Origin of the sequence: Aeromonas ichthyocola, from assembly GCF_046087985.1 — a bacterium.
Lineage (GTDB): Bacteria > Pseudomonadota > Gammaproteobacteria > Enterobacterales > Aeromonadaceae > Aeromonas > Aeromonas rivipollensis.
Genome location: NZ_JBJSWH010000001.1, coordinates 512,227 through 538,429 on the forward strand (window position 1 = coordinate 512,227; position 26,203 = coordinate 538,429).

Here is a 26,203-nt window from a genome sequence, read left to right on the forward strand (position 1 = left end):
AAACAGACCACAATATAGCCGACCCGCACACCGGCTGTCACCCGCTCTGCGGCGAGAGTCGGTTGAAGCGGCGTAGCGCCATCAGAATGTGAGCCAGTTCAAGTTATCAACACACAGTCCCAGGCAGGAAAGAGATAAATGTTGTCACAAAATTAACAATGACATAACAATGCAGGCCATGAGAATGATGCGGCTCAGCAACACCTCTCTCATCCCTTTTTGCCTGTATGGCTGCTGCGAAGAACCAGGGTAGGATTCTACCCTGGTATTTTTTTATTGGCGGGTCAGCAGCTTGGCTGCATTGCCGTATTCCAGCTCACCCAGCCTGAACAGGCAGAACTCCCCGGGCGCCATCTTCACCCAGCTCTCATTGCCGGTGAGCGGGCGGGTGGCTATCAGGGTCACCACGTCATTCGGGGTGGTCTCGCTCTGGAAGTCGATGGCCACATCTTCATCCAGCAGACGGGCCTCGCCAAAGGGGGCCCGGCGGGTCAGCCAGTAGAGGTTGTTGCTGCAATAGGTCATCACGAACTCCCCATCCGACAGCAGCATGTTGAATACCCCGAGTCCGCGCAGCTCGTCGCACAGGGTCGCGAGATAGCGAAACATGGCGGGGAAATTGGCCGGACGCTTGGGGTATTTCTGCTCCAGCCTGTCGAGCAGCCAGCAGAAGGCGTGCTCGCTGTCGGTGTCCCCCACAGGACGGTGGCGCCCGGTCCGCAACCCCTTGTAGCCGGTCAGCTGGCCGTTGTGGGCAAAGGTCCAGTAGCGTCCCCACAGCTCGCGGGTAAAGGGGTGGGTGTTCTCCAGCGACACGCATCCCCGGTTGGCCTGCCGGATATGGCTGACCACGGCGCGGCTCTTGATGGGCAGCGCCTGCACCAGCTTGGCGATGGGTGACTGGGCACTGGGTTCGGGATCCTTGAAGGTGCGAAAGCCTCGCCCCTCGTAGAAGGTGATCCCCCAGCCATCCTTGTGGGGGCCCGTCTTGCCGCCCCGCAGCATCAGCCCGGTAAAGCTGAAGCAGATGTCGGTCGGCACATTGGCGCTCATGCCGAGCAGTTCGCACATGTCCAGTCCACTCCCTGAATTAATTGATCATCTCTGCGTCAATCAGCGAACTCAAGCTGGATGCGAGGCGCCAGGATCGCTCATCGGCCCCCCGGCAGCCCCACCCGCCCTCTTTCTCTGATTACTTGGCCATCTCTTTTTCGACCAGCTGGATCAGGATGTGAATGATCTTGATGTGCACTTCCTGGATGCGGTCGGCATAGCCGAAGTGCGGCACCCGGATCTCGACATCGGCCAGACCCGCCATCTTGCCACCGTCCTTGCCGGTCAGGGCGATGACCTTCATGCCCTTGGCGCGGGCAGCCTCGATGGCTTTGAGGATGTTGCCGGAATTGCCGCTGGTGGAGATACCGAGCAGCACGTCACCACGACGACCCACCGCTTCCACGTAGCGGGAGAAGACATAGTCATAGCCAAAGTCGTTGGAGACGCAGGAGAGGTGGCTGGGATCGGAGATGGCGATGCCGGCATAGCCAGGGCGGTTCTCGCGATAGCGGCCGGTCAGCTCTTCGGCAAAGTGCATGGCGTCGCAGTGGGAGCCGCCGTTGCCGCAGGAGAGCACCTTGCCCTCTTCCTTGAAAGAGTCAGCCAGCAGTTTGGCGGCCGCCTCTATGTTCTTCAGATTTTGCTCATCGGCCAGAAAGGCCTGGAGCACGCCGGCAGCTTCGGTCAATTCATTGCGGATAAGTTCTTGGTACATGGCGTCTGATGTCTCTTTGTATCGTCCAACATAGGGTTTTGCATTGTCGCACAAGCCAATCCAATCGTCGCCCCCCGCCCGCCAAGATGCGGCCCCGGTACGTTAGGCCGATCACGGTGTCAAGGTAACAAGCTTGTAAACATCTTGATAATTTTGTGCGTATGAATTACAACAGGGGCCACATCCAACAGGTCAGACCTCTGGATCAGTTAACCCACGTTTCCCCAACTTCGGCAACTCATGCAAGGAGCGAAAAATGACGACGACCCTCACTCTGTTCGGGGTGATCCTGGTGATCGGCGCCATGGCTTACCGCCGGGCGTCACTGTTCACCTCCACGCTTGCCACGGCCGCCGCCCTGGTCGCCGGCGCCCTCTATGGCCATGTGCCCCTGCTGGTGTGGGTGCTGTTCGCGGTGATAGCCATCCCGCTCAACCTGGTGGAGTTTCGTCGCAACCAGCTGACCAAACCCCTGTTCAAGATCTACAAGTCCATCATGCCGGAGATGTCCCGCACCGAGAAGGAAGCCATAGAGGCGGGTACCACCTGGTGGGAAGCGGATCTCTTTGCCGGCAACCCGAACTGGAAGAAACTGCACACCATTCCGGTCAGCGTTCTGTCAGCCGAAGAGCAGGCCTTCATGGACGGCCCGGTTGAAGACGTGTGCCGCATGGTCAACGACTGGGAAGTGACCCACGAGCGGGCCGACCTCTCCCCCGAGGTGTGGCAGTACCTGAAGGACCACAAGTTCTTCGCCATGATCATCAAGAAGAAGTACGGTGGCCTGGAGTTCTCCGCCTACGCCCAGTCCTGCGTGCTGCAAAAACTGTGCGGCGCCAGCGCCGTGCTCGCCTCCACCGTCGGCGTGCCCAACTCCTTGGGCCCGGGCGAGCTGCTGCAACACTACGGCACCGAAGAGCAGAAAGACCACTACCTGCCGCGCCTGGCCGTCGGCAAGGAGATCCCCTGCTTCGCCCTGACCAGCCCGGAAGCGGGTTCGGATGCGGGCTCCATCCCCGACTTCGGCATTGTCTGCAAAGGCGAATGGGAAGGGGAAGAGGTGCTCGGCATGCGCCTGACCTGGAACAAGCGCTACATCACCTTGGCCCCTATCGCGACTGTGCTGGGGCTGGCCTTCAAGCTGCGCGACCCGGATCACCTGCTGGGTGAGGAAGAGGAGCTTGGCATCACCTGTGCCCTGATCCCCACCGACATCAAGGGCGTCGAGATAGGCCGCCGTCACTTCCCCCTCAACGTGCCGTTCCAGAACGGGCCGACCAAGGGTAACGATGTGTTCGTGCCGCTGGACTTCATCATCGGCGGCCCGGCCATGGCCGGTCAGGGCTGGCGCATGCTGGTGGAGTGCCTGTCGGTCGGTCGCGGCATCACCCTGCCCTCCAATAGCACGGGCGGCGTCAAGATGCTGGCCCTGGCCACCGGTGCTTACAGCCGCATCCGTCGCCAATTCAAGTTGCCCATCGGCAAGATGGAAGGCATCGAAGAGCCGCTGGCGCGCCTCGGCGGCAACGCCTACATCATGGGTGCCGCCGCCAAGCTGACGGTGACCGGCATCGATCTGGGGGAGAAGCCGTCCGTCATCTCCGCCATCGTCAAGTACCACCTCACCGACCGTGCCCAGAAGTGCATCATAGATGCCATGGACATCCACGGCGGCAAGGCCATCTGCATGGGGCCGAACAACTACCTGGCCCGTGGCTATCAGGGTGCCCCCATCGCGGTCACCGTTGAGGGTGCCAACATACTGACCCGCAGCATGATCATCTACGGTCAGGGTGCCATCCGCTGCCATCCCTACGTGCTGCCGGAGATGCTGGCCGCCAGCCATCCGGATCAGGAAGTAGCCCTCAAGCAGTTCGACAAGGCGGTGTTCAGCCATGTGGGCTTTGCCATCAGCAACCTGGTGCGCAGCTTCTGGCTGGGCCTGACCGGCGCCCGCTTCGCCTCCGCCCCCTACAGGGATCAGACCAAGGGCTACTACCAGCAGCTCTCGCGCCTCAGTGCCAACCTGGCCTTCCTGTCCGACATGGCCATGGGCACCCTGGGTGGCGAGCTCAAGCGCAAGGAGCGGGTCTCCGCCCGCTTGGGCGACGTGCTGAGCCAGCTTTATCTTGCCTCCAGCGCCCTCAAGCGCTATCAGGATGAGGGACGCCAGCAGGCCGACCTGCCGCTGCTGCACTGGGCGCTGCAAGACGCCATGTTCAAGGCACAAGAAGCCATCGACGAGTTGCTGCGCAACTTCCCGAATCGCTGGATTGGCCTGGCCCTGCGCGTCATAGTGTTGCCGCTGGGTCGCGACATGAAGCGTCCCTCCGACAAGCTGGACAGCCAGGTTGCCCGTCTGCTGCAGACCCCGAGCGCCACCCGCGACCGTCTGGCCGAAGGGCAGTACCTCACCCGCGAAGAGGGCAACCCCTTCGGGTTGCTGGAGCAGGCCCTCGATGACGTGCTGACCGCCGAGCCGCTGTTTGACAAGGTGTGCAAAGCAGAGGGCCGCAAGCGTCCCTTCACCCAGCTGGACAAGGTGGCAGACGCCGGCCTGGCCCTTGGCGTCATCAACCAGACCGAGGCCGACTTGCTGCGCCGTGCCGAAGAGAGCCGCCTGCGCACCATCAACGTCGATGACTTCGACCCCATCGATCTGGTGGCCAACAAGGCGCTGTTTGAAGCGTCCGCCTATCACAGGGCAGCCTGATGCCATGAATGCCAAAACGCCTCCCTCGTGGAGGCGTTTTTCATGCTGGCATCTGCCCGGCAACCCCGGATGGAGAAAGAGCAACCAGCTGGATCATATTTTGGATATCAATCCGTTTCCTAACTTGAATGAAGCGGTTAAGGTAAGCACAGGATCACACACAGGATTGCGTAATGGATGATCAAATCCTGATAATTGACGATGAAGACCTGCCCCAAACAGCACCGCGACCCGCCGGCTGGAAGGTGATGATAGTGGACGATGAACCCGAGGTGCATCGCATCACCAAGATTACCCTGAGCAAGTTTGAATTCGACGGCAAGCCCATCGATTTTCTGCACGCCTATTCCGCCGCCGAAGCCAAGGCCCTGCTCGCCGTCACCCCGGATGTCGCCCTGCTGCTGCTCGATGTGGTCATGGAAGCCGATCACGCCGGTCTGGAGGTGGTCAAGTTCGTGCGCGACGAACTGCAAAACAAGATGGTGCGCATAGTGCTGCGGACCGGCCAACCCGGTCAGGCCCCGGAAGACGACGTCGTCACCAACTACGACATCAACGACTACAAGGACAAGACGGAGCTCACCTCCCAGAAGCTGCGCACCCTGCTGCGCGCCAGCCTGCGCTCCTACCGGGACATTCGCACCCTGGAGAGCAATCGCCAGGGGCTGGAAAAGGTCATCGAGGCCTCCAAGGGGATCTTCGAGCAACGGGCACTGCGGCAGTTCGTCGAAGGGGCCCAGACCCAGCTCAGCGCCCTGCTCAACCTGGAAGAGTCCCAGATCTATGATGTGAAGCATCTGGCCTACGAGGTGCGGGACCAGGTGCTGGAACCCCTGCTCAGCGAGGGCCCGGCCCTGCGCCTCAGTGAGGCGCCAGCCATACTGCGCAGCGCCATGGACAAGGGCGCCAACGTCTACGATGGCAACCAGATGGTGCTCTATTGCCAGAACCCCCGTCACCACCTGCTGTTCCACATCGAGACCACTCGCCCCCTCAGCCAGATGGATACCGGCCTGCTGAGCCTGTTCACCGAGAACATCATAGTGGCGCTGGAGAACATCCGGCTCAACGAGGTCATCGGCGACAACCAGCGCGAGATCATCTACCGCATCGGCGAACTGGTGGAGAGTCGCTCCAAGGAGTCCGGCCTGCACGTCAAGCGGGTGGCGCTCTACACCGAGCTGTTCTGCCAGTTGCTCGACATGAACGAAGACAGGTGCGAGCTCATCAAGCGCGCCTCTCCCCTGCACGACATCGGCAAGGTGGGGATCCCGGATGCCATACTGCACAAGCCGGGCAAGCTCACTCCGGATGAGTGGGAGATCATGAAGACCCACGCCCAGCTAGGGCAGGACATGCTCTCCGGCAGCGATCTCGCGCTGTTCCAGATAGGGGCCACCATAGCTGGCAACCATCACGAGAAGTGGAACGGCACCGGCTACCCCCGCGGACTTAAAGGGGATGCCATCCCATTGGAGGGGCGCATAGTCGCGCTGGCGGACGTGTTCGATGCCCTGGGGTCGGATCGCTGCTACAAGCAGGCCTGGCCACTGGAGCAGGTGCTGGCGCTGATCAGAGCAGAGAAGGGAGAGCACTTCGATCCCCTGCTGGTGGATCTGATGCTGGCCAACCTGGAGAAGTTCCTCGAGATCCGCGAGCAGTACAAAGACATCTATATCGGCGCCCACTGAGATAGGGGTGTCCAACGAGCAGCCACCTCGCCATCATGAAGAAGCCGCCCACAGGGCGGCTTCTTTGCATTGAGCGCGAGCTACTGCTCTGGCAGATTGAGATCCAGCTTGGGCGCCTGCGCCGCCGGGGCCGCAGCCTCGCTTTGCGCCTTCTGGGCCGCCATCGCCTTGTGCAGGGTGCGGCGTTTTTGCAGCAGGATGAAGCCACCCGCCCCCAGCAGGAGCAGCAGCAGGCCGCCGCCTCCCAGGGCCCAGGGCAACCAGACCGGGCTCTCCCGCTCCTCAAACTTGGCCTTGGTCGGTACCGCCGCCGAAGTGGGAGATGCCGCTGACGGGGTGGGCGCCGGTGGCGGCATTATGGTGAACGACTTGACCGGCAGTTGCAGTTGCACCTCGCGGCCGAGTCGGGTGGTGCCAAACAGGGTCGCCTCCACCCTGTACTGACCCGCCGCCTTGAGGGCGGAGAGATCGACCCCAAGGCGGGGCTCGGTTGCCACTGCATTGAAGGCCATGCCGACCCCTGCGCTGTCGATGGCCTTGCCCTGGATCACCACTGAGGCCGGATCCAGCTCGTCGGCATCGATGAGCAAGGAGAGCCTGGCCCCAATGTCGCCGGAAGGGGCATCCAGGGTGTAGCTCAGCGGCCAGGGGAAGAGCAGCACCTGCTGGGACTGGGCACGGGAGAAGACCTGATTGCCACTGCTGTAGAGGGCGCGATACTTGCCTGCCGGCACGTCCAGCACCGCCTCGGCGGTCAGGATGCCATCCCCGGGCACCTCGTCGAGCCCCTTGCCATCATCCAAATAATGTCCAAGGGTCTCCTCGACGATGGGCTCCCCACTCTGGGCGGCGTCGTTGAACTGTTGCAGCTTCACCGTCATGCCGAGATCGGAGAGGTAGTAGCCCGCCCCCGGCGCCGCTCCATCGATCAGCAACCTGGACTGCAGCTTGACCCGCTCTCCCTGATAGAGGCGGGCCGGCAGCGGTTCGCTCTCGAGCCGGATGTCGGTGAGCAGGCGCACCCTGTTGTCGGGGTCCACCTCGCCGATGGCCTGCCAGGGGCCGGGCATGGGGTTGCGCACCGTGATGAGATCCTGATCCTGCTGCGTCAGCCAGCCCACATCCGGCGGCGTCACCTTGCCCACATAGAGCTTGCTACCATCCGGCCGCACCAGGATCACCGACGGCGTGCCCGGCTTGCGCTTGATGATGAAGGTGATCTCCTTGACCCCGTAATCGATGCGAAAGCGGTTGTCGAGCAGTGGAATGTCGGAGGGGGCAAACACCTCGTTGGCCATGCCGGAGAGGGAGGTCAGCAGCAGCAGGCCCCCCCAGAGCGAACTCATTGCCGCCACAGGCAGGCTCCCCCTTTCTTCTGCACCAGATCCAGCCTGGCCTCATGGACGGCGACCACCTCGTCGCTAGCGCGCACTACCTTGAGGCGGGCGCGGTTGCTCTCCAGCCGGCGGATCCCGGTGTCCTGGTTGCTGTCATTCTCGTTGCTCTCGCTGGCCAGATTGAGCTTGGTCTGGCCACCCGTCATCAGCAGGTAGACATCCGCCAGGATCTCCGCATCAAGCAAGGCCCCGTGCAGGGTACGGTGGGAGTTGTCGATGCCGTAGCGATCGCACAGCACATCCAGGTTGTTGCGCTTGCCGGGGAAGAGATCCCGCGCCATCGCCAGGGTATCCGTGATGCCGCAGATGTCCGCCGTCTTGAAGCCGAGGCCGAGCTTGCTGAACTCATAGTCCATGAAGCTCACGTCGAAGGGGGCGTTGTGGGCGATGATCTCGGCACCGCGGATGAAGGCGATGAAGTCGTCGGCTATCTGGCTAAAGGAAGGCTTGTCCGCCAGGAAGGCGTCGGTGATGCCGTGCACCTGGATGGCCTCGGGGTCCACCAGCCTATCCGGCTTGATGTAGACATGGAAATGGTTGCCCGTCAGCTTGCGGTTGATCACCTCCACACAGCCGATCTCGATGATGCGGTGACCCTGATAGATGGGGCCGCCAGCCGTGTTCATACCTGTGGTTTCAGTATCCAGAATGATCTGGCGATTCAGTTGGGGTGTGCTCATGATCGAATCCATGTCAAACTTCGGTTTTATTCGCTAGTTTACCCCAAGACACATGCTAAAAAAGATTGATTTGTATACGGATGGTTCTTGCCTCGGCAATCCGGGCCCCGGCGGCTATGGCGCCGTCATGGTCTATGGCAAGCACCGCAAGGAGTTGGCAGGGGGCTATCGGCTGACCACCAACAACCGGATGGAGCTGATGGCCGCCATCATGGGACTGCGCACCCTGAACGAACCCTGCCAGGTTCGCCTGACTACCGACAGCCAGTATGTGCGCCAGGGGATCACCCAGTGGATCATCGGCTGGAAGAAGAAAGGCTGGATGACCGCCAGTCGCCAACCGGTCAAGAATGTCGATCTCTGGCAGGCGCTGGATGCGGAAGTGGCGCGCCACCAGATCGAATGGCTCTGGGTCAAGGGTCACTCAGGTCACCCTGAAAACGAACGCTGCGACGTGCTGGCCCGGGATGCCGCCAGCGGCAAACAGCTCGCCGAAGACACGGGTTACCAGCCCTGACGCGCCATGCCAGGCCTATGCTTTTCTATTAACGAAAGGAACAGCAAGCGGTCTGCCGGGACAGGCTGGTCACCAGCCCTGGCGCGCCATGCCAGGCGCCGCCATCGACTCCGGCAGGCGCCAGCGACGGCGCACCGGAGTGACGGGGAAACGCCGCTTGCGGGCGGCTATCACATAGACAGAGGCAAAGGCTCTGCAGTAATCCCGCCCCACACTCTCCCGCCACCAGCCGATCCGGCTCTGCTTCCCCATGAAGGAGAAGCCGAAGCGATCGTCAAACATCACCTCGCACCCCAGTAGTTGCAACCAGTCGGTCACCCGGGCCGGGGTGAACATGCGCGCCGACCAGGGCAGGTGTTGTCGCATGAAAGGCAGGTAATGACCCAAACCGACCAGGCTGGTGGGGTTGTAGCCACTGACGATGAGCCAGCCGTCATCGGTCAGCACCCGCTCGGCTTCACGCAGCACCTGGTGCGGATCCGGCGAGAAATCGAGGCAATGGGCGAGCAGGCAGGCATCCACGCTGGCGGTGCGGATCGGCAAGGCAAGGGGATCGCCCTTGATATCCAGCAGACGCCCGCCGGGGGCGACACCCAGCTGGTGGCGAATGGTGGAACTGCCGCAGGAGAGCTCGGCGCTCAGGGCGCCAATTTTCAGCAGATGGTAGCCAAACAAATGAGGGCACCAGTTGTCGAGCCGCTCCTGGATCTCGGCCGCCACCCAGTCACCCATGGGCAGTGCCGACCAGCTGGTCGGGATCGCGATCTGTTGTTCGGTACGTGCCAGCTGCATAATGGGACCAATCCGGGGTGCGAATGCCATCTTGTTATATAAGATCCCTTCCACAAAGAGAACACAAAGAGAAGCCGACCCATGTATAGCGTCATCACAGTTCCCGCCTTCAGCGACAACTACATCTGGTTGATCCGACACGAAAATCACTGCCTGGTCGTGGATCCGGGCGAGGCAACCCCCGTGCTGGAGCGGCTCGAGACGCTCGGGCTTGAGCTCGACGCCATCCTGCTGACCCACCATCATCGCGACCATGTGGGCGGCGTCACGGATCTGCTCCATCATTTCCCTCATGCCCGCCTCTATGGCCCCAAACATGACCCCATGCCGGATCATCACGGCCAGTGGCTCGATGACGGCGATCAGATCAACTGGCACGGACTGAGCCTGGATGTCCTCCACATCCCCGGTCATACCCTGGGCCACATCGCCTATCACGGCCATGGCATGCTGTTTTGTGGTGATACCCTCTTCAGTGCCGGCTGTGGCCGCCTGTTCGAGGGCAGCCCCGCCCAGATGTACGGATCCTTGCAGCGGCTCGCGGCCCTGCCCGATGACACCCTCCTCTATTGTGCCCATGAATACACCCTCTCCAACCTGCGTTTCGCCCACGCGGTCGAGCCGGACAACCTGGCGATCCAGCGGCGGATCGGGGTGATCAGCAAGCTGCGTCAGCAGGGCTTGCCGAGTCTACCCTCATGCCTGGGGGATGAGCGGCATTTCAATGTTTTTCTGCGCTGCAATGAGGACTCAGTGAAATTTTCTGCTGAGAGAAATACGCCCTTAAATGCTTGGAAAATCCAGAGGATACCTTCACCGTACTGAGGGGCTGGAAGGACGTTTTTTGAACAAACCTTGATCAGGGGGCCATTGCCCCTTATGATGCGAGCTGTTTTTCAAGAGATGACCTGAGCGAGATGAAGCTACGAACGGCCTTATTGGCGGCGCTGTTTCTCAGCGGCTGTCAAAACCTGAACCATCAGGATGACCGGGCGGTAACGGCAATCGAGCCGATCAAATCCCCCCAAGTCAGCAAGAAAACATACAAAAAACATTCAGCGCGCTTCCTGTTCGGCGATGAACAGATTGAAGAACTGGATGACACGGATAACCTGTGGGTGCGTATCAGCGATGATATGCAGCTGGACTCGCGCACGAAAATGCCCGTGTCCGCCAGCAGCGTGATTGGTTACTGCGTAATGATAAGCATATGGCGACCATTGCCAGCCGGGCTGAGCCCTACCTGTATCTGATGGTAGAGGAAATCGAACGGCGTGAGCTGCCAATGGAGCTTATTACCATCCCCATGATCGAGAGCATGTTCGATCCCAATGCCCGCTCCCGCAGCAATGCGGTGGGTCTTTGGCAGTTCGTTCCGGCTACCGGCAAGAACTTCGGCCTGCGCCACGACAACTGGTATGACGGCCGCCGCGATGTATTGGCGTCAACCAATGCCGCACTGGACTATCTGGAGTACCTGAACCGTTTCTTCGACGGTGACTGGCTGCAGACGCTGGCCGCTTACAATGCCGGTGAAGGCCGGGTACGCAACGCCATCATCCGCAATCAGAAGGCCGGTCGGCCGACCGATTACTGGTCGCTGGATCTGCCCCGTGAAACCCGGATGTATGTGCCCAAGATCCTGGCCATGGCCGACATGATCCGCAATGCGGACAAATACAATGTCACCCTGCCGGTGCTGGCCAACAAGCCGCAGTTGCGGACCATCAACACGGGTGGCCAGATCGATCTGAACGTGGCGGCGCAGCTGGCAGGCGTCTCCGCTTCCCAGCTCAAGGCCCTCAATCCCGCACTCAAGCGTGGCATGACCTCGCCCCGGGGCCCCTACAACCTGTTGGTACCCATCGAGTACGCCGACACCCTGGAGCTGGCCCTGGCCGATCTGCCTCAGCGTGAACGTACCCGTGGTGTGCGCTCCTATCAGGTCACCAGCGGCGATACCCTCTCCCGCATCGCCCAGAATCACGGGGTGAGCGTGCAGCAGCTCAAGCTGGCCAACAATTTGCGCGGCAACAATCTGCGCCGTGGCCAGAGCCTGGTGATCCCCAACGGCGGCACCGCGAGCCAGGTCACCCGCAGCAAGCCCCAGCAACTGGCCAGCCGCAGTGGCAGCAAGATCCAGTATCAGGTGCGTTCGGGCGACAATCTGTGGAGCATCAGCCAGGCCCACGGGGTGACCCACGCCGATCTGGCCAAGTGGAACGGTTTGAGCGCCAAGTCAGCCCTGAAACCGGGCATGAAGCTGGTGGTCTGGCCCAAGCAGGGCAAGGGCAGCAACAAGTCCATGGTCTATCAGGTGCGTCGCGGGGATTCCCTCTCCTCCATCGCCGCCCGCTTCCAGGTCGCCGTCAACGACGTGATGCGCTGGAATCAGCTCGGCAAGAGCGACTACCTCAAGCCGGGACAGGAGCTGACCCTGTTCGTGAAGAACAACAGCTGATTGCTTATCACCGCATAAAAAAATACCCCGCGAGTGCGGGGTATTTTTTTACCTGCAATCCATCAAACCTCAGGGGGTGATGGCCTGGGCCGCGAACCGCGCCATGATGGGATTGTGATCCGAGGCATCGGTGGCCGGTGAGCTCACCTCCACCAGGTCCAGGTTGCGGTAGTAGAGGTGATCCAGGGGACGGCCAAAGGCGGTACGGCGCAAGTCGGGCACAGGGATGGCCTCCTGCAGGCCAAGCTCGCCGACCAGCTTGTTCAACCAGAACTCGCGCTTGTCGCTCCAGGTGTTGAAGTCTCCCCCCAGAATGACCGGGCCCTGATGACGATGGATCAACGCGGTCAGATCGTTGAGCTGTTCGCGGAAGGTGGCCATCCCCAGCTCGAAGTTGACCGCATGCAGGTTGACCACCAGCACGCCGTCAGGATCCCCCTGCAAGGGGTAGAGGCTCACCAGACCGGACTTGGGGATGCGCAGCAGCGGCTCGGGGGAGCGCACGCCACAGACGAAGGCCTGCGGCGTCTTGGCCACCGTCATGACACCGAAGGAGACACCACCCTGGGTGAACGCCTGCAACTGCTGCCACTGGAAGTCGCCGGCACGCAGCCATTGCAGCATCTCGGGCCGGGTCGCCGACTCCTGCAGCAGCACCAGATCCTGGGACTTGGCATATTCGTCCAGCCCTTCGCGCCAGTTCTTGCGCTGCCCCTTGTAGAGATTCCAGACGGTGATGCCAAACTCGCGGGGCAAGGCGGTGGTGGCCAGCGCCACCAGGGGGGGCTTCTGGCAATCGACGCCGGGCACTATGCCCGCCGCCGTGACCAGGTGATCCTGATCCGGCACCTCGAAACAGCCAACCAGTCCCAGCGTCAGCAGGGAAGTCCCCAGAATCCGATAACTATTTTTCATTGGCTAACAATCACCTGCCTCTGCAAGGCGCCATGATCCTCACAGAGGTCATGGACGCCGACTAGTCTCATTATTCGTGTCCGGCCCGACTCATCCATGAGGGATCCCGCAATGGCGAGACAGCACCAGTACCGCGTGACATTTTATGATCAACAAGGAACCTGTCATCAAGTGGAGCTTTCCACCGTCTATCAGATCAGACGGGATCCCCAGTGCGATCTCTGCCTGTTCGACACGGATCAGTGCGTCGGCTCGGAAGAGATGCTGGAACGCATGATACGGCAAAAAACCGGGCTTGAGCAGGAAATATCCATCATCAACGCCCGGCTCATCTGAGCAGATTCAGACCGGAACGGGACGGGATTTGCCCTGATCGTCGATGGCCACGTAGGTAAAGACCCCTTCCGTCACGCAGTAACGCTGGGCTTCATTCTCCCGCAGCACCGGCTTGACCCAGACCTCCAGCTTGAGGCGCATGGAGCTGCGCCCGACCTTCAGGCAGCGACCATAGCAACACACCACGTCGCCCACCTTGACCGGACTGTGGAAGGTCATGCCCTCCACCGAGACGGTACAGATGCGTCCTTTTGCCAGCTCCTTGGCCATGATGCCCCCACCTATATCCATCTGGGACATGATCCACCCCCCGAAGATATCGCCATTGGGGTTGGTATCGGCTGGCATCGCCAGGGTTCTCAGCAACAGCTCCCCATCGGGATGACGCTTTGTCTCTTCCATCATTACCGCTCTCTCTATATGGATGGCGGCATGATAGGGGGCGATCCCGCCCTTGGCAAACCTCAATTGCCGAGCGAACCCGCGCCGCACGGGGCTCCCGTGCCCAACCCCATGCAAAGGAGACCAGGTTGAAGCCCATCCGGACTCAGCCTTGCAAGGTGGCCTGCTCGGCAAACCAATGGGCCGGATCCGGCCAGCGGTAGACGAAACCCAGTCGCTGGCAGATGCGCTGTCCCTCTATGGGTGCAAAGACGCCGGCGGGCTCGATGAACTGCGGGGGCGCCAGCCCAAGCAGACGACTCGCGAAGGGATAGAGCTGCTCCCGGCGCGGATGTACCGGGGCGCTCAGGTTGTAGGCATCCCCCTCCTGCCCCGCCGCCAACATCAGCTGGCAGGCCGCCACCACGTCGTCCAGATGCACCAGGTTCACCGCCTGCCCCCCCCCCGCCAGCGTCTTGCCCGCGAGGAAACGGCCGGGGTGCCTGTCCGGGCCGTAGAGGCCGGCCGGGCGCAGCACCATGGCGCAGGCGAAGCCGCCCTCCTGGACCGCGCGCTCTGCCGCTCGCATCCGCTCTCCCCTGGCGCTGGCCGGGCTCGGGATCTCATCCTCCCCCTGCCCTGGCGCCCACACCGAGGTCGCGCTGATAAAGAGCACCTTGCCAACCCCTGCCTCCCTGGCCAGCTGGCACAGCCGTGCCACCGACGCCGGGTAGTCCTCGGTCTTGCTGGGGGGCACACAGATCACCAGATCACGGCAGCGAAAGGGCAGCGGACCCGCCATGTCCGGGGTCAGCAGGAGCGGCCAGGCCGCAATGCCCCCGTCACGCAACCGGGTGGCCTTCTCAAGGGAGCTGACCGTCACGGCGACGGATTGACCCTGCGCCTGCAACGCTCTGGCCAGGGGCAACCCCAACCAACCTGCTCCCACTATTCCCGTCTGATACTCATGTTCGGTCGTCATTGGCAAAATCCTGACAAAAAAAAACGGCCATCCATGATGACCGTCGAAAGTAACGAAGGAAATAGCCGGATGAACCGGTTACCTCCCACAGCGGGAAAATCGGGAGCGCACGCTCCTAATTCGTGGGCCTATCCTAGTGGCAGCGCGGTCAAAAAGCTTTGAAGCGGATCACAGTTGAAAAGGATTTCTGAAAGCGCTTTCACTGTTTGACAAAAAAGCTGGCCCGCTTGGGGCCAACCTCATGGCTCAGGCCACGGACTCCCGACGCACCAGTTCAGCTTCAAACTTGAGCGCCAGGCCCTCTACCGGCTTGTGATCCAGCAGTCGCAAGGCGAGCTCGGCGGCCCGCTCTCCCATCTCCTCGATGGGGTAACGCACAGTAGTAAGCTTGGGATAGATGTAACGGGCATAGGGTATGTCGTCGAAGCCGACCACAGAGACCTGTTGCGGTATCTTGTAGCCCCGCTCCAGCAGGCAGGAGATGGCCCCCGCCACCATGGCATCGTTGAAGCCTAGCACGGCCGTGAAGGGAACGCCGCGCTCCAGCAGCTCGCTCATGGCCACATAGCCCCCCTTCTCGTCGGCAAAGGCGCGACCGATGAGGGCGGGATCCAGCTCGATGCCGGCCCGTTGCAGGGCGAAGCGATAACCAGCCATCCGCTGCTGGCCATCGACGAACTCCTCGTCATCCGAGGTGATGAAGGCGATCCGGCTGTGCCCCGCGTCCAGCAGGTGCTGACAGGCGGTGGTGATGCCCGCCTGGTTGTCGAGCCAGACGCAGCGCTCCTCGCAGCCCGGCACCTGACGATTGATAAAGACGATGGGGGTGGACCCCGACGCCAGCTCGCTCAGCTCCTCGTCCGGCAGCGCCTTGCTGTGCAGGATCAGGGCGTCACACTGGCGTTGCAGCAGTGCCTGGATGGCGTGACGCTCCCGGGCAGCGTCGTGGTTGCCGGAGACCACTATGGTGAACTTGTTCGCCTTGTCGACCATGCTCTCGATGCCACGCATCATCTGGGCGAAGAAGGGGCCGCCACAGAGGTCCCCAACCAGGACACCGATGCAGTTGGAACGCTTGCTGACCAGGGCCTGGGCGAAGCTGTTTGGACGGAAACTCAGCTCCTTCATGGCCGCGAGCACGGCCTCGCGCTTCTCGGGGGCAACCTGCGCCGTGTTGTTGATGACTCGCGACACCGTCGAAATGGACACATTCGCCAGCTGAGATACGTCTTTGATCGTTGCCACTCTCAATTCCTTTGTTGGGGAAGCCTGTCTGTGTTGATCGGGCATTATATCGAACCAGTCAGACCAAGACGCGGCGCCCGATCACCTGACAGGTTTCCTTTTGTAACAAAGCTTAAGGGATGATAACCATTCTGAGGCAAGAATGGGAAGGCAGTCACTGACGCGACTGCCTCTGTCCTCAATAGGCGTGATTGAGCTCGCGTTCCGACATGAAACGCAGGGGCTGCTGCAACTTGTGCTGGTAGATGAGATCGAAGGAGAGCACGTTCTGGACATAGTTGCGCGTCTCTCTATAGGGGATGCTCTCCACCCAGACATCCATCGGCTTGTTGGTGCTCTGATCCCGCCAGCGCTTGACCCTGCCAGGGCCCGCATTGTAGGCCGCCGCCGCCAGGATCCGGTTGCCGTCATAGACGTCCAGCAGCCGCTTGAGGTAGGCGCTGCCGAGGCGGATGTTCATGGTGGGATCGAACAGCTGCTGCTCATTGCGATAGGGTACACCCAGCTTGGCGGCCGTCTCCTTGGCAGTCGCCGGCATCAGCTGCATCAGGCCACGTGCCCCGACCGGCGACTGCGCCAGCGGATAGAGGGCGCTCTCCTGACGGGAGATGGCGTAGAGCAGGCTGGTGTTCATGGTGCGCTCCTGCGCCATCTGGGAGAAGGTGCGCTTGAGGGGCAAGGGGAAGCGCAAGTCGATCGCATCCCAGGCCTCGGCCCGGATGCTGGAGAGGATCGCCAGCTCGTGCCAGCCCTGGTTGAGGGCGATATGACCGAACTCCAGGCGCTGGGCCACAGGATTGCGATCCATGTTGTGGATCCACTCAGAGCGCGCCGCCGTGATCTCGTTCATCGCCAGCAGCTCACGCACCCGCACCAGGAAAGGCCAGCGGCTGCTGGCGGTACGCCAGTCCGGCACCTTGTGCCCCACGCTCTGGTTCTTGATACGATAGGGCACCCCGGTGCGCTGCGCCGCCATGAAGCCATAGAAGCCGCGCAGGTTGGCGGTCTCGAGATAGAGCTCCCGCGCCGGTTTTTGCCGGCCCTGCACCTCCAGGGAGCGCGCCAGCCAGTAGCGCCAGCGATCCTCCTTCTGCAGTGCCATGGGCATCCGCTTGACCCAGCCCTCGAGGCCGCGCCAATCCTGCTCCCAGATGGCGAGGCGTGCCCGCAGCTCCACCAGCTCGGCATCCTTCATCCGCACCAGGGTCGCATCCAGCCAGTTGCGCTGGGCGAGGGATCTGTCAAGCAGCAGGCGGCGGGCGGCGGCCCGCTCCACCCGAGCGACCTCGGCCTGGTTCAGGCCGAAGCGACGCTTCATCTCCCCAAGTTGTCGCAGGGCGGGCTCGGGTTGCTCGTTGGCATAGCGGGCCAGCCCGAGGGAGAGCAGCTGTCTCGACGGCGGCGCCGTCGAGAAGGAAGCCGGGTTCATCGCCCTGGCCGGTTGATCAAACAGGGCTATCATCTGATCCCCATAGGGTTTCAGACTGCCCCCCAGCTGGGCGCCGAGGTGGCGGATGAGATTGGGGTTCTGCGCCTCGAAGGCCAGGTTCATCCGCTGCCAGATCTTATCCTGGGTGCGCAGACCCGCCTGCTGCCAGAGCTGGAACAGGGGATCGCAGGCATCTGGCCTGGACTGGCCAGTCAGCCAGAGCTTGCCCGCTTCCTGCAGGGCCTCGCTCTTGTGGCCTGTGTAATAGCGGGCCTGGTAGTGCATACAGAGCAGATCGGTGGAGTTCGGCTTGGCCGGGTAGAAGCGCAGGAACTGGGACCACTGCTGGCTCTGGGCCAGGTAGGTGAGGTAGCTACGCTCCAGACGGTTGGACTGGGGGGTATCCCCGTGCTGGCGGATGAAGCGGGTCACGTCGTTGTAATCTGCCGCCCCGGGCCGGAACGCCAGCTGGTAGTAATCCAGATAGGGCAGCAGCGGATAATGGTTGAGGCGGGCGCGGATCTGCTGGAAACGCTCCTGATCATTGGCACGCACGGCGTCATAACCCTCGCGATAGAGGGACTGCTCCATGGTTTGCGCAAAGACGGGTGCCACAAGCCCTGGCACGCACAACGCCGAAAAGATGATTCCCTGCACGGCTTTCACGAAAGGCATTCTCCCTTAAGAAGAGGCATAACCACCGCCCGCTGGCGGTGGTGAGATACCTTCATTCTACCCGTTAAAGATGGGCGCTACGCCACACTATTTTTGTCGGCAGGGGCGGCGCGATCATGGCGGGTCAGGCGGCTGATGTAGCGCTCCAGATAGGGCACGGGCAGCGGCTTGGAGGCGAGATAGCCCTGGAAGAAATGACAGCCCTGCGCCTGCAGGAATTCCAGCTGCTGGCGAGACTCCACCCCCTCGGCCGTCACGTTGAATCCCATGTGACGGGCCATGGCGATCACCGCCTCCACTATGGCCATGTTGTCGCCATCCTTGGGGATGTCCTGGATGAAGGATCTGTCGATCTTGAGCTCATCGGCAGGCAGCCGCTTGAGGTAGCTCAGGGAGGAGTAGCCTGCACCGAAATCGTCGATGGCGAAGCTGATGCCAAGGGTCTTGAGCTCGGCCATCTTGCTGATGGTGTCCTCCGCATGACCGAGAACCACTGACTCGGTGATCTCCAGGTTCAGGCAGGAGGGATCCATGCCGGTAGCGGCCAGCACATCGTGAATGCGATCGACGAAATCGTGGGCATGGAACTGCTTGGCACTGACGTTGACCGACAGCTGGGGCACGTGGATCCCGTTCTCCTCCCAGGAGACATATTGGGTACAGGCCTCATGCAACACCCAGTTGCCGATATCGACGATGAGATCCGTCTCCTCGGCGATGGGGATGAACTCGGCGGGAGAGACCAGGGCACGGCCCGGCGGCTGCCAGCGGATCAGCGCCTCCACCCCTATGATGTCTCCCCCTTCGACCATGTGCTGGGGCTGATAGTGGAGGGTCAGCTCCTGATTGTTGAGGGCGCTGCGCAGCTCGTTGTGGATGAGCAGACGCCTGTCCGCCTGCAACTGCATGGAGGCATCGAAGAAACGCCGGGTCTTGCGGCCCGCCGACTTGGCCTGGTACATGGCGGTGTCGGCCTGCTTGAGCAGATCCCCGGCCTCCTGCTCCCTTCCGGGGAAGAGCGTGATGCCGACGCTGGCCCCGATGTGCAGCACCTGGCCCCCGTGACTGTAAGGGGCGGCAATCTCGCCGATGAGCCGCTCGGCGATGAGATCGGCCTGCATCTCCGCCTGGGGCGGGCTGATGGAGAGGCCGGGCAGCAGCAACACGAACTCGTCGCCGCCGAGCCGGGCCAGACAATCCCCCTGCCGCACCAGCCGCTTGAGGCGGTTGGCCACCTCCTTGAGCAGCCAGTCGCCGGTGGCATGACCGAGGGAGTCGTTGATGGTCTTGAAGTGATCGAGGTCGATAAACAGCAGGGCACCGATCAGGTGCTCCCGGCTCGCCTCGCTGAATGCCTGGGCCAGGGTCTCGTGGAGCTGGCGACGATTGGGCAAACCGGTCAGCTCGTCGTAATAGGCGAGATCCTGGATGCGGCGCTCCGCCGCCTTACGCTCGGAGATGTCCTCGAAGAAGATGACGTAGTGGCTGATGCCCCCCTTGTCATCCTGCACCGGCGTGACGATTTCCCACTGAGGATAGACATGACCGTCGGCGTGCAGGCGCAGGGTCTCACCCTGCCAGCGATCCAGGGCGTTGAGCTCATAGCCGAGCCCCCCGAGCCCGGACCAGAGGTCGTTGCCAAGGTGCAGGCCTATCACCCCCTGGCTGTCGAAGCCGGTGATCTGGCTGAAGGCGTAGTTGACCCGCAGGATCTTGAAGTCCGGATCCGTGATGATGATGCCTTCGTGCGTCTCGAACGCCACCGCAGAGAGCCGCATCAGGGCGTCGCTCTGCAGGCGCTCCAGCTCGGCCACCATGCGCACCGAGAAGATGGTCAGCACGGATCCCAGATCGGCAGTCTGGGTCTGGTTCGGGAACAACAGGGCAAGATGGCCCAGGATCTGGCCACTGCGATCCAGCAGGGGCTGGGCATAGTAGTGCTGGCCCGGGGGCAGGCAGGTACAGCCGGTCAGGGGTTCGCTGATGGGGGTCGCACTGGCGGCGCCCCGATAGAGCTGCTGGCAAGGCATGTCTGCCAGGGCGTACTCCTTGAAGTCGATGCCGTGGCTCGCCAGCACCCTGAGCCGGTCAAGGCCCACCCGCTCCGTCAGCCAGACAGCGTTGGCCCCCAGGATATGGGCAAGCTCGTTGACCAGGGTATGGCAGAAATCGAGACCCGTCCTCGCGGAGAGCGCCTGCGCAAGCTGGGCCAGCAAGGGGGCTTGCAGCAGGGGAAGCGGCGGGGCCAGACTGGCGGGCGGCTCGACGCGGCTAGCGGCGTTGTGAGCCATCTCCAGGGGCGCCAGCCAGCCGCAGCAGAGCTGCTGGGCCGGCACATATTGGCCGTACCAGAGCACGTGATGCACTGTGCCTGCCTCATCGCAGAGGTGACCGATGAACTGTCCGGGCTGGCCCGAATGGTGGAGTCTTGCGAGAAAATCGGCGAAACCGGACTCATCTTCTGGCGCCAGTTGGCTGGCCCAGGGATGAGCCCCTTCCCCTTGCCAGGGCTGGCAAGAGAGATGATCAGACAGACTCCACTGCTCATGCTGCCGATCATAAAACCACATCATCTGGGTGGCTTGTTGCTTCATTTACGACTCCAACACTACAACCACGTTATCCACCCCGACACATGCAGAAAAGCATATCCGTTTGTGCGCATATCTCCACCGGCGCATGGCAATCCTTTTGCGATGCGATAAACGATGTGGGTAGAGAAAATGCGAGACTGAGCGGTGAAAACCAGACATCGGGTCGACACAAGGCGCTGCCAAGGGGGGACAGAAACGATCCTATTCGCGCATACTGCCTGCCCGTTTCGCTGAGCTCAAGCGGTTTTTGGCATGAAACGGGAAAAGCTCACAATTTATAGGTTGCTGAATAGCCAAGGGGAAGGTTTCGTGACGCAGATCACATTTTCAATCTTTACCAATGGGTAATCTGAGGGTGAAGACACAAGCAAGACGACCCGAAGGGGGCCAATATGAAAATCGAAATGACCAGTAAAATCATCGACATTACCCCAGCCATCCGCGAGCGCATTGAATCCCGTTTTGAAAAGCTCGAGCGTCTTCAGGTGCCTCTTATCACACCCCATGTGATCATCTCCAAAGAGCGTTTGATGTATATCGTCGAAGCCACCGCCGGCATTCCCAACGGCAAGTTGTTTGCGCAGGCAGAGCATGAGGATCTGTACGCCGCCATCAATGAACTGGGACAAAAACTGGAGCGCCAGCTCAACCGTCATACCGAAAACCGATTGCCCGTCGTGCCAACGCCGGACTCAAGGATCAGCCGCAAACGGATGAAGCTGACGCGTAACAATGGCACTCAAGAACAAATGACAGCGTGCAAAAAGGCGGGATATCCCGCCTTTTTTGTTGCCTGTGATTGACCGAATAGGTGGCACCCACGTCAGTGCGCCCACCATCAACCGAGCCAGTGCAGACGGGTATCCACCCCCTGTTGCAAGCACTCAAGGATCGGTAGCATGACCAGCGGATCCTCCCTGGCGCGGCACCACCGCCAGCTTTCCTTGCAACCGCTCCCGCGCCAGCGGTGACAGGTTGTCATAGACAGCCTCATCAAATAACGGCGGTTTCGTAATCAGGGCTGGTCTTTGGAGCGCCAGCCAGAGCCGCACATCCATCATGCTCCCCCCTGCTGTAGCCGCTCATTGATGGCGCTGCAATCGGTCTCCTGACCATCAGCAACCAGCACAGCACGCGGCCTCAGCTCAAAGTGCACGCGCCAGTCACGGCATCGGCACTGGCTGTCGGCTTGGTATCGAACCAGGGCTGCTCCTCCACCGCGTCGGTCAGCAGGGCCAGATGCAGCCGGAAATCAGCCCGGTCGCCATGCTGCAGGTCACGGTTAAGCCGTTGCCCCAACTGCCCCTCATCGACGAGCAAGTGATCACGAATTGAACTGGGCAGCATGAGATAACTCTCAAAAATGGCGATTTCATTGGTTATCGGCCACAAATCCAATTCTTTTAATAGAAAAATTTTGCTTGGGGGTTCACAAAACCCCGGCAGATCTGTTAGTATGCGCCTCGCACTTGTGGAGGGGTTCCCGAGTGGCCAAAGGGATCAGACTGTAAATCTGACGGCTCTGCCTTCGAAGGTTCGAATCCTTCTCCCTCCACCATTCAAGTGCAACAATCAGGTCATGCCCCGTGGAGGGGTTCCCGAGCGGCCAAAGGGATCAGACTGTAAATCTGACGGCTCTGCCTTCGAAGGTTCGAATCCTTCTCCCTCCACCATCATTCAGAAAACCCGGCCTGGCGCCGGGTTTTTGCTTTTCCGGCCTGTCTTAATCCGCTATCCCTCTGCATTGCCAGCTATCGCCGTTTGCCTGCTGCCGAGCGCGCAATAAAAAACGGGAGGCCTGCGCCTCCCGTCATGTCTTCCCGTTTTCGTGCTCATTCCCTTCACAGGGTGAAGCGATAGAAGATGTCTACCGCCTGGGCCACCCCGCTCATGGCCTGCAGATAGAGTCTGGGCATCAGCTCGTAGCGCAGCTTGAACTCGGCGATGGGGCTGAACACCCCGACGCCGTACTGGAACTGCAGGCCGGGCAGCAGGTAGGCCGACAGTGTCACCTGGGTGTCGTCGCCGCTCCCTGCGGTGTCGAGTGCCACATCGCTCATGCCAAGGGACTCCCCGATACTGGAGACAACGCCACTCGCCTGACTCACAGCCCCCGCCACCAGCAGGCCGTTGAAGCCGCCATCCTCGCCACTGGTCTGCAGCCCCTTGCCACGCAGCAGATAAGAGAGCTGCTCGGACTGCGCCATCTGCGGCTCGGAATAGACGGTGATCTTCGGCTTGGCCGCCGGCCCCGTCACCCGGACCCCGACGGTGACGTTGTCCTCTATGGTGTCAGGATCCCGGTAAGTCTCTATGTTGAGATAGGGCTGGTCGATGGGGCCGGAGAAGAGGATCCGCCCCTCCTTGATGATGAGGTTCTGACCGTAGGCCTTGAAGCGCCCATCCTTGAGCTCCAGCTGACCATTGCCCGACAGCGGCTTGGAGGGCTCCTGGCGAATACCGAGCGCCCCCGTCACCTTGGTCTTGAGCCCCATGGCCTCCAGCCGGACATCGTCACCGAGCCGGATGGCGAGCTTGATCTCCATCGGCAGGGGCGCCGTCTTGGGCACAGGCGGCAGATCGTCATAGATGACGGTCACGTCATCTGAGACCGCCACCGCACTCTCCGGCAATGTCTTGACCAGGATCCGCGACCAGGGGATGTCCACCTGACCGCTCACCCTGGTCTCCTCCCCCAGGGAGATGGCGATGTCAGGTGTCACCCTGACCCGACCCATGCCCGGATATTGGGCTTCCAGATCCTTGCCCTGGATGGTGAGGCTGCCGGTCACCGGCAGCTTGGCCCAGCTCAGCCATCCCCCCAGCGCGAGCGGCCCCTTGCCCACCAGCATGGAGCCGTCGAGTTCGGCCCGGTTGCCGTTTATCTTGAGGCGGGTCACCAGCTTGGAGAGAGTCACCATGTCGGAGTGGGTCTGCACCTCCCCCTCCAGCAGGTTCAGCTCACCGTACAGCAGGGGCGCGGCCAGGGTGCCATCGAAGCGGGCATCCGCCGAGATGAAGCCCTGCAGGGAGCGCACCTCCGGGATCAGGGGGGCAAAGGTCGCCAGCTTGAGGTCGTCAAACTTGAGCTGCCCCGACAGCAGGCCAGGGCCCGCAGGCTCCTTTATCAGCAGATCTGTGTCTATGTTGCCTATCTGCCTGGAGGCGAAATCGAGCCGGATGGCGGCCTGCTGGCGTTCGAAATCGACCCCGAGCTCCAGGCGCTGGTACTCGGTCTTGATCTCGTCGGCCACCAATGTACCCGGCGTGGTGCTCACCCTGGCATGCAGGGTCGGCTGATTGCCGCGCCAGCTGGCACGGCCGTCGGCCGACAGCACCGCCTGCCAGCGGAAGTTGTCCGGCAGCCAGGGGCGCAGCCGCTTGAGATCGAATTCGTTCAGGGCAAACTCCAGGCTACCCTGGGCGGCGGAGACCTGGCTGCCCTTGACGCAGAGGCTGGCTCCCTGGGAGCCCAGGCAGAGATCCCCCATGGTCAGCTGCTGTCTGGGCAAGTCCAGATCCAGGGACCAGGGGGCGGCCAGCGTCCAGCGTTTGAACGGGGTCTTCACCTTGCAACTCGAAAGCGCCCCGCGCCAGTGATCCCCGCGCACGCCGCCACCCAGTTTGAGGTTGGCCGCAACAGGGTCACCCTTCATGGTCAAGGTGAGCCCGTGGCGGTCGATATCGCCGCTCAGGTTCAGGGCCAGCTGGCTGAGAGCGTCGTCGTCCCTTGTTTCAGGCTGCGCCACCGACAGCGGCCAGCTCGCCGGCCGGTTTGGCACCGACCGCGGCATTGCCCTTGATGACAGTACCCTTCAGGTCGGTGCCGGCATAGGCGAGGCCGCTCGGAAACCAAATCCGCATCGACTTTAGGCGTCTGCTGATTGCCACTGACCTTCACCTGTCCCTTGATATCCCGCCTTCAGGCCGGGATAGATGCCCCCCAGCTGGGGAGCCTGCAGGTTGGCATCGAGCTGCCACCTGGGCGCTGCTGGCTGCCCTTGGCCTGCAGCTGGTTGGGGCCGCTTTGCAGCGAGAGCGCCGGGATGGTCCACTCCATCTTGTCGTTGCCGCTGAGCTGCCCTTGAGGGCCAGCGGGATACTGGTTGAGCTTGCCATCCACCTTGAGCTCGGGCAGTTTCAGCTGCCAGTGGCCCGCTTCGTCGAATTCGAAACGGCTCTCCAGCTCACCGGCCAGCGTCCCTTTCAGCTCGGGCACCAGCTCGGCCGGGTTGATCCCCTTGAACTCTGTGGTCCCCTGCCACTGGACCCCCTTGCCAGGCGAGCTTGCCGTCGAGCTTGAGCTCCCCCTTGAGGGCATTGAGCAGCAGGCGACACGGCTGAGCCGTCAGATCCCCCTTGCCCGTCAGCGCCAGCTTGAAGGGGGGCACGTCCGTGCCCTTGCCGGAGGTATTGAGGGCAAACTGGTAGCCGGAGAGCTTGCCCTTGGCAGTCAGGCTCCCCTTATCCAGCCGATAGCTCGGCTCATCTTTGGCAGGCTTGTGAAGAGGCCAACCGAGGCTCTTCCAGTCGAGGGTCAAATTAAAGGGAGAGCCGGGTCGAGGGCTGCCAGAGAGCCCTTGAGATTGGCGGCGACCGGCCCCTTGGCCGACAACGCCAACCCCAGCTTGCCGACCGAACCGCTCAGCGCCAGCGTGGCCTGCTGCCCCTGCAGCTCGCCATCCAGCAGCCCCTTGCGGGCCTTGGCATCCAGGGTCAGGGCAAGCGGATAGTCGTCACTGAGTTGGATATTGCCCTTGAGCGCCAGATCGCCATGGCATGGCGCAGGAGAGCTCGCGCAGCGCGATGCGCTCCCCTCGGCACTGGCCGACAGCAGCAGCTTGTCGAGCCCTTCAATCAATTCACCCTGCTGATAGCGAAACGCCGTGACATGCAATCCTTCCAGCTGGATGGGGAAAGGCAGCCGGATGGCGGGCAGCTCGATGGGGGCGGTTGCCTGCTGCGCCTTGCCTTGCCGGCTTCGCCTTGGCGGTGACAGGCGACTTGGCCGCAGCCTTGTCTTGGGAGGTTGCCTTGCTGGCAGCCGGTTTGGCAGCCTCGGTGGCAGGCGGGGCCTCGGCCAGGGTCACGTTCAGGCCATCGAGCACGGGCCCGCGCACTATGAGCCCCTTGCGATCCAGGGTGGCGCCTATCTCCAGATCCTTGAGGGTCACCCCCACCCCGGGGACGGCCAGATCCAGATCCGTCACCTTGAGGCTGTCCACCTGAATGCGCAGTGGCAACGGGCGCCAGACGAAGGGCTCGGTGGGCTCTTCTGGCACAGGCTCAGCGTCGGCGACCTTCACCACAGGGTGGGTAACCGTCAGGGATTTGATCCAGAGCTTGCCCTGCAGCAGCTTGCCGAGATCCCAGTCCAGCACGGCCCGCTCGACGGTGACATCCACCAGCTCGTCCTGCCAGCCAACCCCTTCCAGGGTCCAGCCATAGCCGAGCTGGCCCGCCACCAGTTCCCCCTTGAGAGAAGGCAGCGCCCCCCTGGCCTGCTGCCACAGCCACTTGTTGCCCTGATGGGTAAAGCCCAGCAGGCTGACACCGATGAGCAGCAGGAAGAAGAGCCCCATGAGCCACAAGAAAATACGCTTTACCCAGATCACAGCGCAGAC

General features: G+C 61.9%; 15 protein-coding genes, 2 tRNA genes and 5 pseudogenes. 9 read left to right on the forward strand and 13 right to left on the reverse strand.

Features of this window, described 5'->3' with window-relative positions; genetic code table 11:
- Positions 1-273: 273 nt before the first annotated feature.
- Both ACF2JD_RS02345 and lpcA read right to left on the reverse strand, forming a co-directional pair.
- Complete coding sequence (locus ACF2JD_RS02345; RefSeq protein WP_106887348.1) at positions 274-1,071, reverse strand: class II glutamine amidotransferase; 798 nt, start codon at positions 1,069-1,071, stop codon at positions 274-276.
- Between the two features lie 121 nt (positions 1,072-1,192).
- Complete coding sequence (gene lpcA, locus ACF2JD_RS02350) at positions 1,193-1,771, reverse strand: D-sedoheptulose 7-phosphate isomerase (RefSeq protein WP_106887349.1); 579 nt, start codon at positions 1,769-1,771, stop codon at positions 1,193-1,195.
- A gap of 256 nt (positions 1,772-2,027) precedes the next feature.
- Between lpcA and fadE the strand changes: the two genes are divergently transcribed.
- Together fadE and ACF2JD_RS02360 are read left to right on the forward strand one after the other, a co-directional pair.
- Positions 2,028-4,484, forward strand: coding sequence for an acyl-CoA dehydrogenase FadE (fadE, locus tag ACF2JD_RS02355; protein WP_440986680.1), 2,457 nt, complete (start codon positions 2,028-2,030; stop codon positions 4,482-4,484).
- A gap of 173 nt (positions 4,485-4,657) precedes the next feature.
- The gene (locus tag ACF2JD_RS02360; protein ID WP_440986681.1) at positions 4,658-6,175 is read left to right on the forward strand and encodes an HD domain-containing phosphohydrolase; all 1,518 of its coding nucleotides are present in this window, start codon (positions 4,658-4,660) and stop codon (positions 6,173-6,175) included.
- A gap of 80 nt (positions 6,176-6,255) precedes the next feature.
- Here ACF2JD_RS02360 and ACF2JD_RS02365 read toward each other — a convergent pair whose 3' ends face one another.
- Both ACF2JD_RS02365 and dnaQ read right to left on the reverse strand, forming a co-directional pair.
- Positions 6,256-7,521, reverse strand: coding sequence for a TIGR03503 family protein (locus ACF2JD_RS02365; protein WP_440986878.1), 1,266 nt, complete (start codon positions 7,519-7,521; stop codon positions 6,256-6,258).
- Positions 7,518-8,252 (reverse strand): DNA polymerase III subunit epsilon, encoded by a 735-nt coding sequence (dnaQ, locus tag ACF2JD_RS02370; RefSeq protein WP_440986682.1) that lies wholly within the window; start codon positions 8,250-8,252, stop codon positions 7,518-7,520. Before dnaQ ends, ACF2JD_RS02365 begins: the two co-directional genes overlap by 4 nt.
- A 52-nt stretch (positions 8,253-8,304) precedes the next feature.
- On the opposite strand from dnaQ, the gene rnhA reads away from it, so the two are divergent.
- Positions 8,305-8,769 (forward strand): ribonuclease HI, encoded by a 465-nt coding sequence (gene rnhA / locus ACF2JD_RS02375; RefSeq protein WP_111911319.1) that lies wholly within the window; start codon positions 8,305-8,307, stop codon positions 8,767-8,769.
- A gap of 69 nt (positions 8,770-8,838) precedes the next feature.
- On the opposite strand, the gene ACF2JD_RS02380 is transcribed toward rnhA, so the two are convergent.
- On the reverse strand, positions 8,839-9,561 hold the full coding sequence (locus ACF2JD_RS02380; RefSeq protein WP_168235455.1) for a class I SAM-dependent methyltransferase: 723 nt from the start codon (positions 9,559-9,561) through the stop codon (positions 8,839-8,841).
- An 81-nt stretch (positions 9,562-9,642) separates the two neighbouring features.
- On the opposite strand from ACF2JD_RS02380, the pseudogene gloB reads away from it, so the two are divergent.
- Both gloB and ACF2JD_RS02390 read left to right on the forward strand, forming a co-directional pair.
- A pseudogene (gene gloB, locus ACF2JD_RS02385) lies at positions 9,643-10,409 on the forward strand (hydroxyacylglutathione hydrolase).
- Positions 10,410-10,478: 69 nt separating this feature from the next.
- Positions 10,479-12,022: pseudogene (locus ACF2JD_RS02390) on the forward strand (LysM peptidoglycan-binding domain-containing protein).
- A 69-nt stretch (positions 12,023-12,091) separates the two neighbouring features.
- Here ACF2JD_RS02390 and ACF2JD_RS02395 read toward each other — a convergent pair.
- Positions 12,092-12,937 (reverse strand): endonuclease/exonuclease/phosphatase family protein, encoded by an 846-nt coding sequence (locus tag ACF2JD_RS02395; RefSeq protein ID WP_106887356.1) that lies wholly within the window; start codon positions 12,935-12,937, stop codon positions 12,092-12,094.
- 111 nt (positions 12,938-13,048) lie between these two features.
- Between ACF2JD_RS02395 and ACF2JD_RS02400 the strand changes: the two genes are divergently transcribed.
- Entirely contained in the window at positions 13,049-13,273 is a 225-nt protein-coding gene (locus tag ACF2JD_RS02400) for a hypothetical protein (RefSeq protein WP_025326386.1), read from the forward strand.
- Between the two features lie 6 nt (positions 13,274-13,279).
- Here the strand turns inward: ACF2JD_RS02400 and yciA are convergent, their stop codons facing one another.
- The 5 genes from yciA to ACF2JD_RS02425 form a co-directional block, all read right to left on the reverse strand.
- Positions 13,280-13,678, reverse strand: coding sequence for an acyl-CoA thioester hydrolase YciA (gene yciA, locus ACF2JD_RS02405; protein WP_005325590.1), 399 nt, complete (start codon positions 13,676-13,678; stop codon positions 13,280-13,282).
- A 142-nt stretch (positions 13,679-13,820) separates the two neighbouring features.
- A complete protein-coding gene (locus ACF2JD_RS02410; RefSeq protein ID WP_440986683.1) occupies positions 13,821-14,636 on the reverse strand; it encodes an NAD-dependent epimerase/dehydratase family protein in 816 nt (271 codons plus the stop codon).
- 246 nt (positions 14,637-14,882) lie between these two features.
- Entirely contained in the window at positions 14,883-15,881 is a 999-nt protein-coding gene (locus tag ACF2JD_RS02415) for a LacI family DNA-binding transcriptional regulator (protein WP_106887359.1), read from the reverse strand.
- 178 nt (positions 15,882-16,059) lie between these two features.
- On the reverse strand, positions 16,060-17,976 hold the full coding sequence (locus ACF2JD_RS02420; protein WP_163148563.1) for a transglycosylase SLT domain-containing protein: 1,917 nt from the start codon (positions 17,974-17,976) through the stop codon (positions 16,060-16,062).
- An 86-nt stretch (positions 17,977-18,062) separates the two neighbouring features.
- A complete protein-coding gene (locus ACF2JD_RS02425) occupies positions 18,063-20,579 on the reverse strand; it encodes a putative bifunctional diguanylate cyclase/phosphodiesterase (protein WP_025326381.1) in 2,517 nt (838 codons plus the stop codon).
- Positions 20,580-20,971: 392 nt separating this feature from the next.
- On the opposite strand from ACF2JD_RS02425, the pseudogene hpf reads away from it, so the two are divergent.
- Positions 20,972-21,309 (forward strand): annotated as a pseudogene (gene hpf / locus ACF2JD_RS02430) (ribosome hibernation-promoting factor, HPF/YfiA family).
- Between the two features lie 108 nt (positions 21,310-21,417).
- Here the strand turns inward: hpf and ACF2JD_RS02435 are convergent.
- Positions 21,418-21,926, reverse strand: a pseudogene (locus tag ACF2JD_RS02435) (VC2046/SO_2500 family protein).
- A 126-nt stretch (positions 21,927-22,052) separates the two neighbouring features.
- On the opposite strand from ACF2JD_RS02435, the gene ACF2JD_RS02440 reads away from it, so the two are divergent.
- Positions 22,053-22,137, forward strand: a tRNA-Tyr gene (locus ACF2JD_RS02440).
- A gap of 30 nt (positions 22,138-22,167) precedes the next feature.
- Positions 22,168-22,252, forward strand: a tRNA-Tyr gene (locus ACF2JD_RS02445).
- A 168-nt stretch (positions 22,253-22,420) separates the two neighbouring features.
- Here ACF2JD_RS02445 and tamB read toward each other — a convergent pair.
- A pseudogene (tamB, locus tag ACF2JD_RS02450) lies at positions 22,421-26,194 on the reverse strand (autotransporter assembly complex protein TamB).
- Positions 26,195-26,203: the final 9 nt, after the last annotated feature.

Excerpts from the sequence above, each read along its gene's own strand:
- ACF2JD_RS02380 (WP_168235455.1), bottom strand. The coding sequence starts at position 9,561 with ATGCAGCTGGCACGTACCGAACAACAGATCGCGATCCCGACCAGCTGG.
- lpcA (WP_106887349.1), bottom strand. The coding sequence starts at position 1,771 with ATGTACCAAGAACTTATCCGCAATGAATTGACCGAAGCTGCCGGCGTG.
- yciA (WP_005325590.1), bottom strand. The coding sequence starts at position 13,678 with ATGATGGAAGAGACAAAGCGTCATCCCGATGGGGAGCTGTTGCTGAGA.
- ACF2JD_RS02365 (WP_440986878.1), bottom strand. The coding sequence starts at position 7,521 with ATGAGTTCGCTCTGGGGGGGCCTGCTGCTGCTGACCTCCCTCTCCGGC.
- fadE (WP_440986680.1), top strand. The coding sequence starts at position 2,028 with ATGACGACGACCCTCACTCTGTTCGGGGTGATCCTGGTGATCGGCGCC.
- ACF2JD_RS02360 (WP_440986681.1), top strand. The coding sequence starts at position 4,658 with ATGGATGATCAAATCCTGATAATTGACGATGAAGACCTGCCCCAAACA.
- dnaQ (WP_440986682.1), bottom strand. The coding sequence starts at position 8,252 with ATGAGCACACCCCAACTGAATCGCCAGATCATTCTGGATACTGAAACC.
- ACF2JD_RS02400 (WP_025326386.1), top strand. The coding sequence starts at position 13,049 with ATGGCGAGACAGCACCAGTACCGCGTGACATTTTATGATCAACAAGGA.
- ACF2JD_RS02425 (WP_025326381.1), bottom strand. The coding sequence starts at position 20,579 with ATGAAGCAACAAGCCACCCAGATGATGTGGTTTTATGATCGGCAGCAT.
- ACF2JD_RS02345 (WP_106887348.1), bottom strand. The coding sequence starts at position 1,071 with ATGTGCGAACTGCTCGGCATGAGCGCCAATGTGCCGACCGACATCTGC.
- ACF2JD_RS02410 (WP_440986683.1), bottom strand. The coding sequence starts at position 14,636 with ATGACGACCGAACATGAGTATCAGACGGGAATAGTGGGAGCAGGTTGG.
- rnhA (WP_111911319.1), top strand. The coding sequence starts at position 8,305 with ATGCTAAAAAAGATTGATTTGTATACGGATGGTTCTTGCCTCGGCAAT.
- ACF2JD_RS02395 (WP_106887356.1), bottom strand. The coding sequence starts at position 12,937 with ATGAAAAATAGTTATCGGATTCTGGGGACTTCCCTGCTGACGCTGGGA.